9 protein-coding genes and 2 pseudogenes are annotated in these 16,612 nt (G+C 53.9%); 7 read left to right on the top strand and 4 right to left on the bottom strand.

Annotation, left to right across the window (positions count from 1 at the left end):
- Window positions 1-389: 389 nt before the first annotated feature.
- Window positions 390-2,375, bottom strand: a complete 1,986-nt coding sequence (locus P9K36_RS19195; RefSeq protein ID WP_278305772.1) for a hypothetical protein — start codon at window positions 2,373-2,375, stop codon at window positions 390-392.
- An 870-nt stretch (window positions 2,376-3,245) separates the two neighbouring features.
- Window positions 3,246-4,505, bottom strand: coding sequence for an O-antigen ligase family protein (locus tag P9K36_RS19190; RefSeq protein ID WP_278305771.1), 1,260 nt, complete (start codon window positions 4,503-4,505; stop codon window positions 3,246-3,248).
- A gap of 2,632 nt (window positions 4,506-7,137) precedes the next feature.
- On the opposite strand from P9K36_RS19190, the gene P9K36_RS19185 reads away from it, so the two are divergent.
- The 4 genes and pseudogenes from P9K36_RS19185 to P9K36_RS31045 form a co-directional block, all read left to right on the top strand.
- Entirely contained in the window at window positions 7,138-7,890 is a 753-nt protein-coding gene (locus P9K36_RS19185; protein WP_278307306.1) for an IS5 family transposase, read from the top strand.
- A 167-nt stretch (window positions 7,891-8,057) separates the two neighbouring features.
- Window positions 8,058-8,794, top strand: a pseudogene (locus tag P9K36_RS19180) (IS5 family transposase).
- A gap of 95 nt (window positions 8,795-8,889) precedes the next feature.
- A complete protein-coding gene (locus P9K36_RS31050; protein ID WP_347568041.1) occupies window positions 8,890-9,315 on the top strand; it encodes an IS5 family transposase in 426 nt (141 codons plus the stop codon).
- Window positions 9,219-9,644: pseudogene (locus tag P9K36_RS31045) on the top strand (IS5 family transposase); the annotation flags it as partial. The gene P9K36_RS31050 and the pseudogene P9K36_RS31045, both read left to right, overlap by 97 nt.
- Before the next feature lie 168 nt (window positions 9,645-9,812).
- Here P9K36_RS31045 and P9K36_RS19170 read toward each other — a convergent pair.
- Together P9K36_RS19170 and P9K36_RS19165 are read right to left on the bottom strand one after the other, a co-directional pair.
- Window positions 9,813-10,892 carry an SDR family oxidoreductase gene (locus tag P9K36_RS19170; protein WP_278305769.1) on the bottom strand — a complete coding sequence of 360 codons (1,080 nt, stop codon included), beginning with the start codon at window positions 10,890-10,892 and terminating at the stop codon, window positions 9,813-9,815.
- Between the two features lie 136 nt (window positions 10,893-11,028).
- Window positions 11,029-11,697 (bottom strand): sugar transferase, encoded by a 669-nt coding sequence (locus P9K36_RS19165; protein WP_278305768.1) that lies wholly within the window; start codon window positions 11,695-11,697, stop codon window positions 11,029-11,031.
- A 1,292-nt stretch (window positions 11,698-12,989) separates the two neighbouring features.
- Between P9K36_RS19165 and P9K36_RS19160 the strand changes: the two genes are divergently transcribed.
- The 3 genes from P9K36_RS19160 (at window position 12,990) to P9K36_RS19150 (ending at window position 16,297) form a co-directional block, all read left to right on the top strand.
- Complete coding sequence (locus P9K36_RS19160) at window positions 12,990-13,952, top strand: WecB/TagA/CpsF family glycosyltransferase (RefSeq protein WP_278305767.1); 963 nt, start codon at window positions 12,990-12,992, stop codon at window positions 13,950-13,952.
- Window positions 13,953-14,069: 117 nt separating this feature from the next.
- Entirely contained in the window at window positions 14,070-15,233 is a 1,164-nt protein-coding gene (locus P9K36_RS19155) for a glycosyltransferase (RefSeq protein WP_278305766.1), read from the top strand.
- Between the two features lie 65 nt (window positions 15,234-15,298).
- Window positions 15,299-16,297 carry a glycosyltransferase family 2 protein gene (locus P9K36_RS19150; RefSeq protein ID WP_278305765.1) on the top strand — a complete coding sequence of 333 codons (999 nt, stop codon included), beginning with the start codon at window positions 15,299-15,301 and terminating at the stop codon, window positions 16,295-16,297.
- Window positions 16,298-16,612 lie beyond the last annotated feature (315 nt).

Genomic DNA, 16,612 nt, shown 5'->3' with positions numbered 1-16,612 from the left:
AGGGCGGGAGCGCTCCCAGTTTTGGCGACGATCTCGAAACGAGTGATGGTGTGAGCCCGGGCGACAGGTACTGATCTCTGCACGATCAAGATCCGCCCATGCCGATGCCGGAGCGGATTGCGTAGCCCTGCTCCTCAAAGGACGTCGACTCCTTCCAGCTCCGAACGAGCGGCCGAACAGGAGCGGGCCATCGATCCTCCTTGCGGGGCGCTCACATGTTCCCGGCTGGCGGAAGTGGAATGCGGGCTTAGAGGCCTTGTTGACCATGCAGCCTTGCCGGCAGGCCCTCCACTTTCCGGGCCTCGAACTGCAGGCGATCCGAAGCCGCAGCCGTTCGATGGCTCCCGAGGCGGCGGTTCAAATTTCGCGCTCATACGCACCGGCTCAATTCATGTTGGCCCGTGGCTATAGGAGGCCGAACTGTCAGCGGGATCGGAGCCGGCGCGAGCTTTGTCGACCGACCAGACGACGTCCGTCTCGGAAACGAAAATTGGTCGTCCAACTTCTTTCTCCCTGAGCCATCGCGTAAATCCTGAAAAACCGCTTGTATGGAAAATCATCGGCCGGTCTAACGCTCGAAACGCTTTCATCAACGTCTCCGCCTCAGATTCGCTGATCTCCTTTTTGAGTGCAAGAGTTAGAAGCTCCATTCTGTCAGCCACCTTCTTCGGAGAGTAGCCTTTCACAGACGTGAGTTCACGGGTGCAATTCATCGAGTATCCGGCGCGAGACGTCGGAACCGGAACATCACCACACACGTATAGGGCACGCCCGGAAAACACCGCGAGAGGTCGCTCGTCGGGCGCAGTAAAAAGCACGGCATCCGGCGGAGCTTTCTCGCGGACCACCTGGAGCCAGGATGGCATCTCATTGGGTTCAGGCGCGACTTCCAACGCATAAATGTTCAAGGGGTTCGCGAAGCGCAAATCGGGATTGGTCCAGCGAGGAAATTCGTAGACAACGCACGACAAAAACAGAACGATCAAGACGCCCGCGAGGACAAATGACCGCGATCCGATGCCCGCCCACCGTGAAATTTCAGCTGCGACCACAGGTGCCGAAAATAATAAAGCTGTGAAGAGAAATTTATATCCGACGCCGTCGCGAACCGCGATTACAACGTAGGCAAATTGCAGGCCAAATGACACAACGATGAAGAATGATTGCGACCAAGACAGCCTTTTTCGTCGAAATATTACCATCAAAAGCAATATTGAGTCAATCGCACAATAGATCCATCCCCATCTGACGAATTGAAGGGGAAAGTCACGAAGCTGCATGACGCTGAACGGAGGGACTTCAGAATCTCGTCCCAGAAAGAGACCATATAGAACAACCAAGCCAAAACTCGCGATCCAAAGTAAATTAATAAGGCAAATCCTTATAAAAGCCCACCTATCGAACGATTTCATACCACGGATCTGTTGCAGAATTTCATAGGCAATCAACGCAGCGAAAACGGCCATGCACGAGGGCAGAAACAAAGGATAGACCAAACAGCTTGCTAAAGAAGATAGAGTCGCGAGGATGAGAAATGAAAGCCTCTTGAACTCTAGATAGGCCAATACGGCAAAGACCATCAAGGCAAATGAAGACAGCCCGAAGACCATCGTGTCCATATTCTGTATCTTTTCCATCATCGGCGTTATTCGCGCGTCTCCCAATGCATGATACTCTCTTCTAAATATGCCTAGTATAATATCAGGCAGACCTGCAGCTAGAAGTGCCACTGCAGTGCTTGCGGCTATGATCAGCGGGGCGCGACGCCGTCCAAGAAATAATACTGAACATTCGACGAGTAAGACAAACATCGATATGAAATGGAGTATGTTTACCGGTAGAAAAAGCCTTGTCGGTGAAATTTGGATTAGATTAGAAATGGCCCCTAGCTGCGCCCATCCAACCCAGCCATAATTTAGCCGAAAGCCCGCCATCTCGAACTCTTCGGGCAATCGAGGTAGCCGATTGAGTTGCTGTATAGCCGCAACCTGCATCATGTTATGCCAACCGTAATCCGTTCGGAATGTCTGACTCAGAACGGTGACGATGATCGGGATCGTCAACGCGCAAGCTAAAAGCGCAGGGTATCCGATGCCACGGGGGCTGAGTCTCGGGCGACAGTAAAAAAGAAGAATTGTAGCTACGAATACGTTCAATAAGCATGCTAAGTAGGAAAATTGCTTGAAGTCTAATCCGACTGATATTGCAATCGGGAGCTCTAGAGACAAAAGTCCGGGAGATAGCACGAAAGCTGCTAAGACTCTCAATCGTATCGGAATTACCTCAGCCAGCAGGGCAACGAATAAAAGTCCCGGGGCTATCGCCAACGATCCAGCAAGGAGCACATTCACAGCTTCTGTCGCCATCGCCGCCATGATGCCTTCCGAACGGACTGCGCTTACAGCGAAATATTATAAGCAAAAGGCACGAAAGCGCAAATTCGTACAATGGCCGTGCCGAGTACTCAATTCAGTGGACATGACGCGCGTTATGTCGATACTGATGAAATAGTCAACGTAATCGCGGTGAAGGGAATTCAAGGAAAGTAAGTTTGCGAAATTGTATTATGATCAGATCTATCATATGGATTTATCGGAACGCATTAGAATTTCAAAGTTTTAGCTGGATAAATTCGATAATCGTGAGCGTATCTCAGCACAAAGAAACTCAAACGAAAAATCATGGGTCAGGTCCTTCCACTTTAGAGGCGAAACGTCTGATCAGGGCGTGACGGAGAGGAAAGCCAAAACTACTCTCTGAAACGAACTCGCCGAAGCGGTTTTTCTCGGTGGCGGACTACCCGAGGCGAGTGACCTGACTCTCCCGATCCCCGTAATGGGCTAGGCGCGGACATGTGTTGCGCGCCAGCTCCTGTCGGCTCCAAATGAGCGAAAGCGCGCTCGGTGTTGGTTCGAACGTATGAGCTGCCGCCGCTCGAGACAGGTCAGATGCGAAGGAAGCGCTAGGTTCGATGGTGCTTGCGACGCTTTCGGGAACGCTTTTTAGCTTCACTTGGGTCCAACTTGGGGTCATCAAGCCAAGACACCTCGATACAGGCCACGCTGGTCGTCAGTGTAGAGAGACGAGTTTGACTATGGTATATTGGATCTAATACGCGTCATAAAATCATATCAAGGCTAGTCGCTCTCTACAAGTAGACTAACTCAAGGCGCGCCGTGGAATTAATACTCGATTAGCCGATGTAATTTTTCCGATTTACACCATTTTTTGCCTAAGTAATGATTCTAACAAATAAAGCTGACTTTCTCAGTGGAAGTACCATATCGATGTTGCGCGCACTCATAATTAACCGTGTTCATCATAGAGATGACAACGACAATCAGAAACTGAAGAATGTGGTCCCGGGCGAGCAGTGTGGATTCTGTGAAATTGTGGCCCGCCAAAAAGACAAATGAAGCCATGTAAAAAGCGCCTGCTTTGTTATTAGATTCCGAATGGCTCAAAAGTTTCGCAACGGGCTTGACGATGAGGAAATATAAGGTAATCGCCAGCCCTGGAAGGCCTATCTGCGACGCGATATCTAAATAGCCATTATGCCCCTGAGAGGCAATTTCGAACCAGCTTCCTCCTTTCGCGTAATCATAAACTGGGCTTGCGGATCCAATGTACCAGAAAGATCCATATCCGGCACCAAATCGCCAATGATCTGAGATATAAGCTATCAATACTCTCCAAATTTGTGAACGACCAGTCAATGTGTCATCTCGATCTAGAGGTTCTAATAACAATTCTCCATACCACAGCAGGATGACCACTACACAAAACGTGCCCGTCATTGCAACTGCGAAAGCAAGCGGCCAATCCCTATGATTGGTGGCGCGAAACGCGTGGCCCAAAAGGAGAGCCAGTAAAACGAGTGCGGTAGAAGTCTTGGATCCTGTTTTGATCAAAAATGTGAATGCAGCTATGATAAAGATCCAATTCAAAACGCGCAGACGCTTTGTCTCCCGAAAATACAGAATGATCACGGTTATCGCGCAGATTGCACCCATGAAATTTTTCTCGGGATAGATGCCACGCCAATCACCAATGAGAGCAGCATCCCGACCCGCCTCGGGCTGATGAATGCCAATGTTCGGGACGAGCAAGACAGTCGCGTAGCTTGCCAGGATTACCAGCATTAATACAATACGGACGTGCGAAATAGTCTTTGCGGCACCTAGCGACTTGACAGCGATAGCAACTGAAAGAGCCACAATCGTCGTCAAGGCCAAACGGCGGGTCGCGATTGACGGATCGATAGCCCAGACGATACTCAGCCAACAGTACGCCAATACAACGCGAATGTCTGCTGCAAGTGCGGACAAGCCTCGAAAATCGCGATGAATGCCAGCTCCGACCATCGTAGATAATAATATAAAAGCATATGCTAGTTGTCGGATGGGATTTCCCTCGGTCATTGATGTGGTGCCCGCGCTCATCCCGTCCTGGGTAATTGGTGCACTAACGACCATTACGCAAAGTGCAAGAAAAGCGATCGACACGAGGCTATCATGACCAGATGATTTCGAACTGCCGTCGACGACACTGAGTGAAACTGTCCGCATGGATCTATTTCCATCCGATGAGAGTGAAATCACTCCGCTTTTAAACAGCGAAATTGAAGTAAATCTCATTGCGGAAGCTCCGCGTTGAAGGCCCCGCTTCACCTTTGATGCTGACAGGCAATAATTGATGTCTCATGTTGTTGAGATCTCCTGACATCTAACTAATTCCCATTTTCGCGCCTTCGATGGTATTTTATTCGATTAAGTGATCGACGCCTCAAGATGTGCGCAATGTCATTCTGAAATCAATCGATGATCGGATGCTGGTGCAGGAAAAAGCTCAGAATGAATTAAACCTATATGCTTATTCGGCGGGTGCCGATCCTTCTAAATCGGCATGGCTTATTGCATTTACTGAAAGGATCGTATTGATAAGAAACTTAGCACAATGTGATATTCAAATTCATCCATCGCTAATGCACCTCGTTAATTGAGCTGAAGACCCCTTTGCTGGGGACAGGAAGGTAACCAACCGTCAGCACGCGATGCCGAAACAATTGGAATCTATTTCACGTCAAGCGACACCGAGGGCGCCTCAGTTCAATGCATCGAACATATAAGGCACCTGTTGAGAAGATGGTCCATGTTAGCCCGCGCCTTAGTCGCATCTCCCTTGAGAGCCATTTGCGTGCCAAAACGTCGGCATCCGTTTTGATTTGCACGTTCATACGAAAGCAGTAGATTTCCAAGAATCTGACATTTCGATCAGCCTCTCGTACCCTGATTCGGCAAGCGTATCACCGCCGTACTACCTATACTGGAGATCGCTCAACGAGCAATCTTGCTTCGGCTAGATCCCGTTTACGAGGGCCCGAAATGGCATCGAAGCTATGGCGCATCGCCTCTTTCAGTCTTACGATCTGTCTGAGCGCAGGTTTGGGTGGATGTCTGAGCTTGACGGTTTCGGATTCCAGCGCTCCGATGCTGTCCGCGGATCCCGGGCCGGTGTCTGAGCTCGATGACGATGGACTGGTCGAGGCGCCCCGTCCACGTCAGAGCGGCAATGGCGTTGACCCGATAACCGTCCTCGCTCATCGCACACATGATCGAATGCACGTTACATCCGTGGCCGCGAGGGAAGGCCTGACGGCCTTCGCGGGTGCCGCGTCAACAAGCGAGCGGAACTCGGCAGTTTCGCGAAGGCGTGTCCAAGCCACGCAACGGCAAGTCAGCAATGCCGAGATCGCAAAGCGAGATCGTCAGGCGGAGGTCCTCATTCGGCAATCTGTTCGATCCATCTGCCAGGGATGTCAGGACTGAATGTGCGATACCGGTGTACCGTGCGCCGGTGTCAGCGATGACAACAGAGCGGAGATCGATTTTCGGTGAGCGTAGGCAGCCAGAGACGTACCTCGAACGGCCACGCAGATGACACAGTTCACGCTCGGACCGCTATGTATCACAGGGTGGGTTGGATGTTCATATGACTGGGGCGTCGCCGCCGTCGAAGGAGACTCCAAGTGGAGCTGAGACGCTCGGCGCCACCAGATGCCGATAAATTCTTCATCCGCGGGGCGCCGCTGCGATCAATCCGCAACGCCGTCGGGTGAGCCGACCGACAAGGCACTTCTGGCGAGCTGGCTCGCAATTGAACAACATCGTCCATTCGCGCGCCAGCCAGCCTTTCCGTTGACTTTAAGCGCTTCGTGCTCACGGACGTGGGACTTTCCTCAAAATCTTGCGGGCGGGAAGAATACCATCTGCTTTGACAATCGTTTAGGCAAGTCAAAGCAGCTGAAGCGCTAAGTCAAGCGGCGGGACATGCAGAAAGGCGAAAACTCGACTGATCTCGGTCGACTAAAAATTTCCGTCGGCCCGGTATCGACAACGAGGATTAGATATGCGTAATTAACCAACGCCTGAACAATAGAGTGTACGGATTTGCGCCAAGCTCAGCCCGCTCTTGAATTTCAGCGCAGCACGCACGGATCAAGGTCTCGATTGACTCGGGCCGTCGATGGTTTGATCATTGCGGCTCTATGCGTTGCGTCGGGGCTGCTGCTCTGCGCGAGCATCATATATTTGGTGGTATATCACATATCTCCAGTTATTGCTCCGATAAATGCTCACAGATCAATAGTGGTATGGCGTCGCTTTGGCTCGCTCGTGATTCAAGAAATGCGATCTTGGCGGTGACCGATTTGGAAAAGGGAGACGACTATTATTGGTTTCCTAGGCTGATACACGCGAATGCGGAAATCTTTTAAAACTTTCGTCAAACAATCCCAACTTGGTCGGATTGTTGCTGAACATCAATCCGAATTAAACGCTGTCGGCCCGCTCCCCGCAGACCAAGTGAGCAAAATGATCAAAGCTATGTGTTGATGATTGAGCGGCGGCATCAATTGCTAGCCATAGCCCGTCCGATTGTCAATTCAACCCGTAAGACTCCAGCGTGATTCGAAATCGATGCAAAATTTTTTCTATCCTGGCCATTATTTATTGAATACGTCAGAATAAATAGGACATCGCGTCAGTTATAATTCCATAGACGGCGACTCGACGGCCAAGAGCGTGAAAGCGCGAGACAAAACCGCGGTGAGCGGGTTGGGCGCGTACGGATACTCCTATACCCGACGATCTTTGGGTTGAGGTCGAGCCGCCTCTGTCAACCAAGCCTGAGATGCCGCAAGGTAGGAGGCCGCGCGTCTCGGATTGGGCGGCGCTGTCGGGCAGCATCCGCGTCCTGTGCGACGGCAAGCAGGGGAAGCGTCTGCAGCGTTCTGAGGTGGGCTGCAGCGGCAAGACGAGTTGGCGGCGGCGGCTGGGCGCGTGGCAAGTGGCTGGGATCTGGACGGCTCTGCACCGCGCGATGCTGGAGCAGCTTCAGGATGCCGCTGCGCTCGACTGGGCGCGCGCAGCCCTCGACAGTGCCAACCTGCCGGCAAAAAAAGGGCTGAGCGTCGGGCCCGAACTCGACCGACTGTGGGAGCAATGTCTGAAGAGCCACCTCGTCGTGAATGCCAGGGGTATGCCGCTTGGCCTGACCTTCACCGGTGCCTGCTGTCACGACAGCCGAATGCTGGGTGCGACCCTCGACGCGGCGCCGTGCGTGCGCACCGGATGGCGTGGGCGCCCGCGAGGCACACCAAACGAACTGCGGGCAGACAAGGGCTACGATCATCTTTGCCGCCGCCGCGAGGGTTGGACCCGCGGCATCACACCATGGATCGCTCGGCGGGGCATCGAGAGCAGCCAGCATTTCGGAGGCCATCGCTGGAGCGTGGAGCGAACTGTGGCCTGGCTCGCCCCCGTCCGCCGACTGAGTATTGGCTACGCGCAACGCGCTGATATCCATCTCGCCTTGCCGACGCTCGCCTAAGCCCTCATCTGCAGGACACTGTTCGCCCGCTTTACGGTGTGAATCGAACCAAGGCTTTGCAGGGTTTGTCGTTTTGTGATTCCAGGCGGCCGTTTTGCGGCCTGGAGGTGGCGATGGCGGACCTGTTCTGACTTTCGGATAAGTAGTGGGCGGTGATCGACCCGTTCATGCCCAAGGATCAGCCCGGACCCGAGCGGAAGGACTACCGGCAGATCATCTCGGGGATCCTACACATGCTGACATCGGGCTGTCGTTGGCGCTATTGCCCGGCCGCCTACCACGGTCTACAACCGCTTCAAGCGCTTCAAGCGCTTCAACCGCTTCAACCGCTTCAACCGCTTCAACCGCTGGTCGCGGCGCGGCTTCTGGAAAGCCATGCTCGCCGCGCATGCCACGGCCGGATGGGCAGGCGATGCAGCCGCCCTCGACAGCAGCTACGTCCGGGCCCACCGCTTGGCCCATGGCGGCAGAGGGGGCGACGGCGCAGGCTATCCGCCCGTTGCGCGGCGGCCAGACGACCAAGATCCACGCTCTCACCGATGTCCTGGGTCGCCCTGGCGTCCTGCTGCTGACACCCGGCAACGCCAGCGACGTGACCACCGCTTCGACGGTCTTGGCCGAAGCGCGTGGCCGGATCCAGCGTCTGGCCGTCGACAAGGGCTCCGATGCCGACTGGCTGCGCGCTGACCTGCGCAAGAGCCAAATCACGCCGGTCATCCCGGGTAAGCGAGGCCGCAAGCGGAGGATCCGCCATGACGGGCCCCGCTATCGGGAGCGCTGGCGGATCGAGGCGACCTTCAACCGCCTCAAAGACTTCCGCCGCATCGCCACCCGCTACGACAAATTCGCCCGCAAGTGCGCCTCGGCCCTCGCTCTGGCCGCCATCATCGCCTTCTGGTACTGATCGAGTCCACACCCCAGGTAGGAAACTCATACAACCAATTGCTGTTACTCGCGTTTTCTTCCTTCGATTGGGGTTTCCGGCGCAGGAGGATCGCGATGGCACGGTTGTTCTGGCTCTCCGATGAAGCCTGGGGGCGGATCGAGCCGCACCTACCGCACGGCCAACCGGGCAAGCCCCGGGTCGACGACAGACGGGTGATCAGCGGCATTCTGCACGTGCTGAAGGTCGGCTGCCGCTGGCAGGACACGCCCTCCGCTTACGGTCCGCACACGACGGTCTACAACCGCTACAACAGATGGTGTCAGCGCGGGATCTGGCAGCGGCTGTTTGCCAAAATCGCAGCCACAGGCCCCGTGCCAGATGAGTTGATGCTCGACGCCTCCCACGTGAAGGCCCACCGCTCGGCTGCCGGCGGAAAAGGGGGGCCTGGAGCCAAGCGATCGGCCGCTCGTGGGGCGGGTTCACGAGTAAAATCCATTGCTTGGCCGATGATCGTGGCCGACCGGTCGCGTTCGCCCTGACGCCCGGCAACGTGGCCGACATCACCATGGCGCTGCCCCTGCTGTGCGCTGTGGTGCCGCCCAAGCGTCTGATCGCCGACAAAGCCTACGACGCGCAGAGCTTGAGGGATTGGCTGAAGAACCACCGGGTGATCGCCACCATCCCGTCCACGGCCACCCGGACGGTACCCTATAAGCATAGCCGGATCGCCTACCGGCGGCGCAATCGGATCGAGCGGCTGTTTGGTCACCTCAAAAACTGGCGGCGCGTCGCGACCCGTTACGATCGCTTGGCCTGCAACTATCTCGCCGCCGTCGCGCTCGTTTCCTGTGTCATCGCATGGACCTGAATGAGTCCCCTACCTAGTCTCTGACTCTAAGGCTGTTCATTCGAAACGCTTTGGCATCAGGCACTGATGACCCGTGGCCGCGCTCGAGCAAATGACGTTTCTAACCATAAGGATTTGGCTCGGGAAAGTGGCTCCTGAGCAGTTGATTCCAGGCCGCCTCTGATCGCATCAGCGCGCCGAAACGCGCGTTCGGTTTGGGCCCGCTGATCCGACTAAACCTGTCTTTCCGCTAACATGCCGATTTGCGAATCCAAGACCGGTGCCCTTCGCCGCCAACAGGGAACGATACCATTCGACCGTATGGCAACACAGTGCATTACCGGCACGCCCATCCCGGAGCGCCTCCTGGATATCCGACACGGCGCTCCCGATCGACCGATGTGCCCGAAATGCGAGCCGCTCTTCAGCTTTGGCAAAACTGACACGATAGTTTCGACGATCCTCACCGACGTCCACGAAGGAGACGGCGGGCGCAGACTTGCTTGCTAACCAGACCTGATAAGCTATTTCTGAGATCTGCAGGTTCTCATAACCTATGTTGAACACTTGACCGGCAATGGCCGCATCGGGCGCATCCAGGGCAAACAAAATAGCTCGCGCGACGTCATCGACGTGGATGAGAGGCCGCCATTGTGCGCCATTTCCCGCTATACTGATACGGCCAAGCTCATAAGCATCAAGAGCCATCTTGTTGACGACTAAGTCGAAGCGCATCCGCGGCGACAGGCCGAAGACGGTGCCGTTACGCAAGGATACGGTGGAAAAAACCGAGCTATTACGACTCAATACGGCTTCTTCGGCTCTTGCACATGTCTCTGCATAGAGTGTGAGCGGCCGAAGCGCGAATTCCTCATCGACGTCGCTTCCAATATGTTCACCATAGACTGCGCAGGAACTTGCGAAGATATAGCGTTTGACCCCGGACCGTTCAGCAAGAACCACCGACGCTATTCGCCCTCGCTCATTGATCGATCGCGTGAGTTCTAAATCAAGGTCGCCAGACGGATCATTCGACAATGCAGCCATATCGACCACAAAATCGCAATGATCGAAAACTTCTGGCGGAAAGTGGCGGATGTCACATTGTAAAATCTCCAAAGCGGAATGATCACGAAGGCAACGCAACGACTGATGCCCAAAAAAGAACGCGTCGATTGCGCGAACGCGGTAGCCACTTTTGAGAAGCTGTGCGACGAGGACAGAACCAATATATCCGCCGGCTCCGGTAACAGCGACCGTCCTCTGCATCGTGAACACCCCGCTCGAAGCTCTCGGATTTCATGACGCAGAGGCGCCAATGGGTGTAGACAATCCCAACAAAGATAGCATCCGGTCAGCTTTTGGATGCCATCCGAAATATATCGCTCGCGTAATGATTGTGCTCTCAGTAAGCATCTAATTTGAATACAAGGCACATTAGGACTGTTTTCAGAACAATTTTGAGATCAAGCATAAGGCTGGCATTTGAGACATACCAAAGATCAAGAGCAACGCGCTTTTCCATATCCGTAGCACAGGGCGTTGCGCCTCGTGATCCGTTAATCTGTGCCCAGCCTGTGATGCCAGGGCGCACATGAAACCGAGAATTGTAATTTGGTATTATTTTACTGTAATAGATATCGTGGGAAACTGCGTGTGGCCTGGGACCGACGATTGCCATTTGACACTTGATAACATTTAACAACTGCGGGAGTTCATCGAGACTGCTGCGCCTCAAAAACTTCCCAATTCGAGTTACCCGGGCGTCGCTGCGACTCGCTTGTAGGACGATGGGCCCGTTTTCTTGGACGTACATCGTACGAAACTTATATATATTGAACTTACGGCCATTCAATCCGGTGCGTTCTTGCCTGAATAAGATAGGTCCAGGACTGTCGAGTGATACCAAAACGGCGATCAACATGAAGAGTGGCATAAGAAGGAGGATGGCAGCTGCCGCAACAGCCATATCGATTGCGACATGTGCGCCGTGCCGAATATTGGATGTGTGGTCAGCTCCCGCTCGAGCTCCAGGATCTGAGGTCACAAGCAACCCGTTTTCAGCAGAACTCATCGCTTAAGCCTCCTCGATCTATTCCAAATAATCGATTGAGTAAAAGCGGCGTGCCGGATGCGAATCTCCGACTTTATTTCCTCCTCCTTGATTGGGACTATAGAAAAAAGTTTTGCGCAAACACTGCACCCTTCACAGTAATAGAAATATCTAATATTGTTTTAAGATTAGTTTTATTGCGTTATTGTGTGATTGCGATTCTCGATCTTGCACCACACGGTCTCGCGTGTTCTCTCACGACAAAGACGCATTGACTTTCGTCGGTTGAAGTCTGCAGCTCGGCGCTTTTGCAGTTCTGAAATTCCGTACGAATGACTTTGCTACTCGACGCGTCCGCAGACCTCGCTAAGGCAAGGGTCTGCGGCGCACGCTAACAGGCAGCCCGCTCTTAAATTCATGGCTGCTGCCTGAACTCAGTGCACGACCTAAGCATCGTATCTGAATGCTCTATATCGACTCTCGCTGCGCTTGGCAATAGCGTTAATTTGCATTTACAAGTCGGATATACTGACAGCGGGCGCGGCTTCTGGTAGTAAAAAGATCGATTTACAAATGTCTCCCGGATTGCAATTCGACGTCGACGCAGAAACGAGCAACATGTTGATAAATGATTTTGATCGATAAAATCCTAAGCAATATTTATCGCTGCTTTGATGATGCGAGATCTTCCTAAGAGCGGTCCGCAAAATTAAGACCTAATCGTCGCGATAGCTCAAAAGATGGGAAAGTAGATATCGCTTTCTAACCGCGTTGGATTGGGGAGGGCCCGCCCTCCGCAGGTTTTCGATGAGATTCGCCCGAGCCTGATGAATGGGTGGAGTCGCATCGCGCCGTTCCAGTCGTCGAAAGCAAGCTTCAACGCAGGTCGTGCAGTGGACCTGTGCCTCGGCCAGAGGGGCTCAATTGCTCTGCCTTCAGCGTCAAAGGGGCAAATTCTATGCGTGAATTTTTCCAGCCATGCTCGATGAGGTGAAAACGGTTTCTCGTCCGAGGGGCCGTTGATTTTTCTCGTCAGCCGAGCGGTCCAGTGCCGGCAATGCGGCCACTGGTGCTGTTCGGATTGTATTGGCTTGCTGCTTTCATGGGCAAGACCGCTATTTTCGAGCCTGAATTTGAAGCGGTTCCCACCGATTCAATCGACACTTGCCATAGATGCGGAAGCGCGCCTCGAAACCGCTATTCCTGTGCGTCGAATTCGGTATTGCGTTCCGTGACGCGGCTGGATATAGGTTAACGAACTGTTAAGATGCCGTGTTGGCCCTACACCCGTATGATATAGGAGGGATGTAGAGATGTCGCATTTTGGCCGGCTGTCGACATACTTCGAATGGACAGGTGCTGTTCAGTGGCGGCACCGCGTGGTCGGGGTTGTGCGGCCAGAGGGTAAAGTCTCTGGCCCTCGTGACGACAACACTCTCCAGCCACGGCCGGTTTACGGTGCGCTATTTGATGAGTCGAGCCCGCAAACGTCCCTGATCCGTGTCGGCGGGATTCCCACCGCACTGCTATCGCGCAAACAACTGGCACGGCGCATGGATGAGGATTGCCGTTTGGCATCTTTGGGGCATCTTGTTGAGCCCAGAATAATCGTTGCATCCAATGGATCGGTAATTGCCAGATTTCATCTTGATAAGACTTTCCGAAGACTTATTTCGAAAGCCTCAATCGTCGATGCCGATGGTGCATCGCTGGTCTTTGCGTCGCGCTTGTTTTGTCGAAGGCCGCTGCCCGAGCGGGTAGCGACGACTGATCTCATCCACGACTGCGCCGATCTAGCATCCCAAAAGTGCATACGTTTTTACTTCCTCGGCGGAAAGCCTGAGGTTGCTTTGCGGGCATCGCAGAAGTTGAAGCTGATTTTTCCGGATCTGCAGGTGGTGGGATGCCGCGACGGATATTTTAATCGCGCCGACGAGGATGAGATCTGTTCTGAGATACTGAGCACCGGAGCGCAGGTCTTATGGCTCGGTCTAGGCAGTCCGATGCAAGAAGAGATTGCCTGCTCCTGGCAGAAGAAATTGGGCGGTTTGGCCTGGATCAGAACCTGCGGCGGGCTCTTCGATCACATCGCGGAGGATGTTCGGCGAGCGCCACTATGGATGCAGGATATCGGTCTGGAATGGCTATACAGGATATATCAAGAGCCGAGACGATTGCTTTTCCGGTATCTATGGTCCAATCCCGTCGCACTATTTTATCTTTTGACCAGAACGTCAGACGAGCCGATCTATCGTGAATCAGTGGCACTGAAATGATAAAATACTTTATTCATGGCCGAATATTGACTGTGGACGACGCGCAGAAGAACCGGGCCCATGCCCAAGTGCCGGGCTAGGTGACAATCAATGAGACGGATTGGGATGTGCGCTGCGGTGACGTTGACGGAGCCGATCCAGCGTTCCGTACCGAAAGCCTCGATACGGTCGCAGCCGACCGTGTACTTCTTTGCCAACCATTCCTCATCCGGTGGTGTCGGCGAGCTGTGGAGCGATCTGGCAGCTGGATTGGCGGCTAAGGGATTTCGGACACGTCTCATCGCGCTTTGGCCGAGTGCCGACACATCGATGGCTGGCGATGAACACGTCGCTTGGCACCACGTGGTCTCTGAGAAGCCACGATCGACACTCCGTCTTCTCTGTTTGATCAGAGATCTTGTTCTGCTCTTGAGGAAGGATACGCCAGATTGTGTCGTGACGGCGATGCCTGCCGCAAACCTATTGGTGCCCGTGGCGGCTTTGCTTTCCTACAGGCGCATTCGAGCTATCACATCACATCATACACCTGCGAATACGTTGAAATGGCCTATGAACTGGCTTGATCGATATGCATCTATGCTGCCGAATGTCTCGGCGTCGGTCAGTGTCTCGAAGACGGTCGCGACGTCGTATCACTTGAAGCGGGGCTGGCTGCGATCAAAGCAGCGGGTCATCAGCAACGCGCTTTCTCCCGCGATCGAGCAGCATCTTTCGGAATTGTCCCGGATGAGGCAACCGCGCATCGGGGGTGATGCCCCCTTTCGCGTTATAAGCCTCGGCCGCCTCTCAGCGCAAAAGAATTACGACGTCTTGATCAAAGCGGCGTTGTACATGCCAAACGTGATTGTGAGCATCATAGGGCATGGATCTGAGGAGACGAGACTGCGTTCACTGGCTGACCGCCTCGGTGTAACGGATCGGGTAAAATTTCTCGGACTCATGGGCCGCAAAGATGCACTTCGCGTGCTCGCGGCGGCCGATGTCTTCGTGCAGATGAGTCGCTTCGAAGGCCATAGCCTTGCACTCATCGAAGCGGCCAAACTTGGGTTGCCGCTTGTCGTTTCGAATATTCCAGTTCAATTGGAATTTATCACTGACGAAATCGGTCGACACTGCGGCATTTCAGTTGATCTCGACGATGCGCGTGGCTTAGCCCGCTCGATTGACCGATTGTCTTTCGATCGTGAATATTATGAGGATATGGCTTTGCGATCAAGACGTATCGCGGCAGCACTTTCATTCGATAAAACCATGTCACTCTATGAGGATCTTGTGTCTTAACGTCGGTTTTCGCCCGAGGAATGGGTAACGTTCGTCCGAAAGAGTCCTTCGATGCGGAACTGGCAATGAAGCTCACAATCGGGATTAAAGTTTTTAATGAGGCCGCCCGGATCGGGCGGGCGATCGAAACTGCGCTTGAGGCAGCCGCTCTGTACGGTGGTGAAGTCTTGATCGCTGATAGCGGATCCACGGACGGTACGCTGGAGATTGCGTTGCGGTACGACGTAAAGATCGTCCAATTGGCGAATCCAGCCGAACGCTCGTGCGGCGCTGGTGCCCAACTCGCGTATATGTTCGCCCGCGGAGAGTTCTTCTACCTTCTCGACGGCGATATGGAGATCGACCCTTCATTCCTGCCGCGTGCGATACCATTTTTGGAGACGCATTCGGATTTCGCCGGGGTCGGGGGCCGTGTCGAAGAGGCGAATGTCGAGAACCACGAATTCCGCACACGGAAAATCAATGCGGAAAGGAGATGCGCTTATTACCCTCGTCTGATCGATCGTCTCGATTGTGGGGGGCTTTACCGCGTCTCCGCGGTAAAGCAGAGCGGGTATTTCGCAGACCGAAATTTGAAATCATTCGAAGAATTTGAGCTCGCTTCGCGATTGATTGCGGATGGCTGGAAACTCACCCGGCTCGATGTTCCTGCCGTCGTGCATTATGGGCATACGTCCGAAAGCTATAAGCTCCTGCGGGCTCGATTTCTATCTGGCTACGCGAACGGCGTCGGCCAAGTTTCTCGGGCAATCCTCGCCCGGCCTCGCGGTCGGCAAGCGCTTTCTAAACTTACGCAGTTCTGGACATGCGCTGTCGTCGTGATCTGGTGGGCCGCAATTCTCACATTGACGATGTTGGCAGTCTCAGACTGGCATTACCTCGCGTACCTTCTCGTGGCGATTGTCCTACCCGTGCTGTTTCTCATGCTGCGGCGCGGCTCAGTGCAAGCCGGGCTATATTCGTTCGTGGCGTGGAACACGGTTGCAATCGGCTTTTTTGCGGGGTTCGCCGCATCGCGCCGATCGCCGACGGAACGATTGGAGGCGGTCATCATCAGGGGTTGAATAAATGGCAAGTCACGGTTGCTGATCTTGAGGAAATTCGGGCTTGATGTCTCATTCGCTCAAGACGTGAATTTAAAATCTAGGAATTTGTCTCGATAGCTGTGTTTTAGTGCTTAAGGTTGTATTTTGAAGATCGAGAAAAGGGAAGCCGAGGCTGATTGTGGGCGTCCTGACCATAACTGAATCAGGGGTAGGCCAATTGTTCGCTTTGGTTCAATTCGCGATGCGGCCGAACACCGCGATGCTCTCCGGAAGGCGCGGGTGCGGATCGATCGGCGACCGACAGGTCTGGCAAATCCCTGTGTGGTGCCGGGA

The sequence above is a fragment of the Methylobacterium sp. 391_Methyba4 genome, from assembly GCF_029691625.1.
Lineage (GTDB): Bacteria > Pseudomonadota > Alphaproteobacteria > Rhizobiales > Beijerinckiaceae > Methylobacterium > Methylobacterium fujisawaense.
This window is presented reverse-complemented; position numbering and strand designations above follow the sequence as displayed.

Bases quoted from the DNA above. Each gene is read 5' to 3' on its own strand.
- P9K36_RS19195 (WP_278305772.1), bottom strand. From the start codon at position 2,375: ATGGCGGCGATGGCGACAGAAGCTGTGAATGTGCTCCTTGCTGGATCG.
- P9K36_RS31050 (WP_347568041.1), top strand. From the start codon at position 8,890: ATGGCACGGTTGTTCTGGCTCTCCGATGAAGCCTGGGGGCGGATCGAG.
- P9K36_RS19170 (WP_278305769.1), bottom strand. From the start codon at position 10,892: ATGCAGAGGACGGTCGCTGTTACCGGAGCCGGCGGATATATTGGTTCT.
- P9K36_RS19165 (WP_278305768.1), bottom strand. From the start codon at position 11,697: ATGAGTTCTGCTGAAAACGGGTTGCTTGTGACCTCAGATCCTGGAGCT.
- P9K36_RS19160 (WP_278305767.1), top strand. From the start codon at position 12,990: ATGTCGCATTTTGGCCGGCTGTCGACATACTTCGAATGGACAGGTGCT.
- P9K36_RS19150 (WP_278305765.1), top strand. From the start codon at position 15,299: ATGAAGCTCACAATCGGGATTAAAGTTTTTAATGAGGCCGCCCGGATC.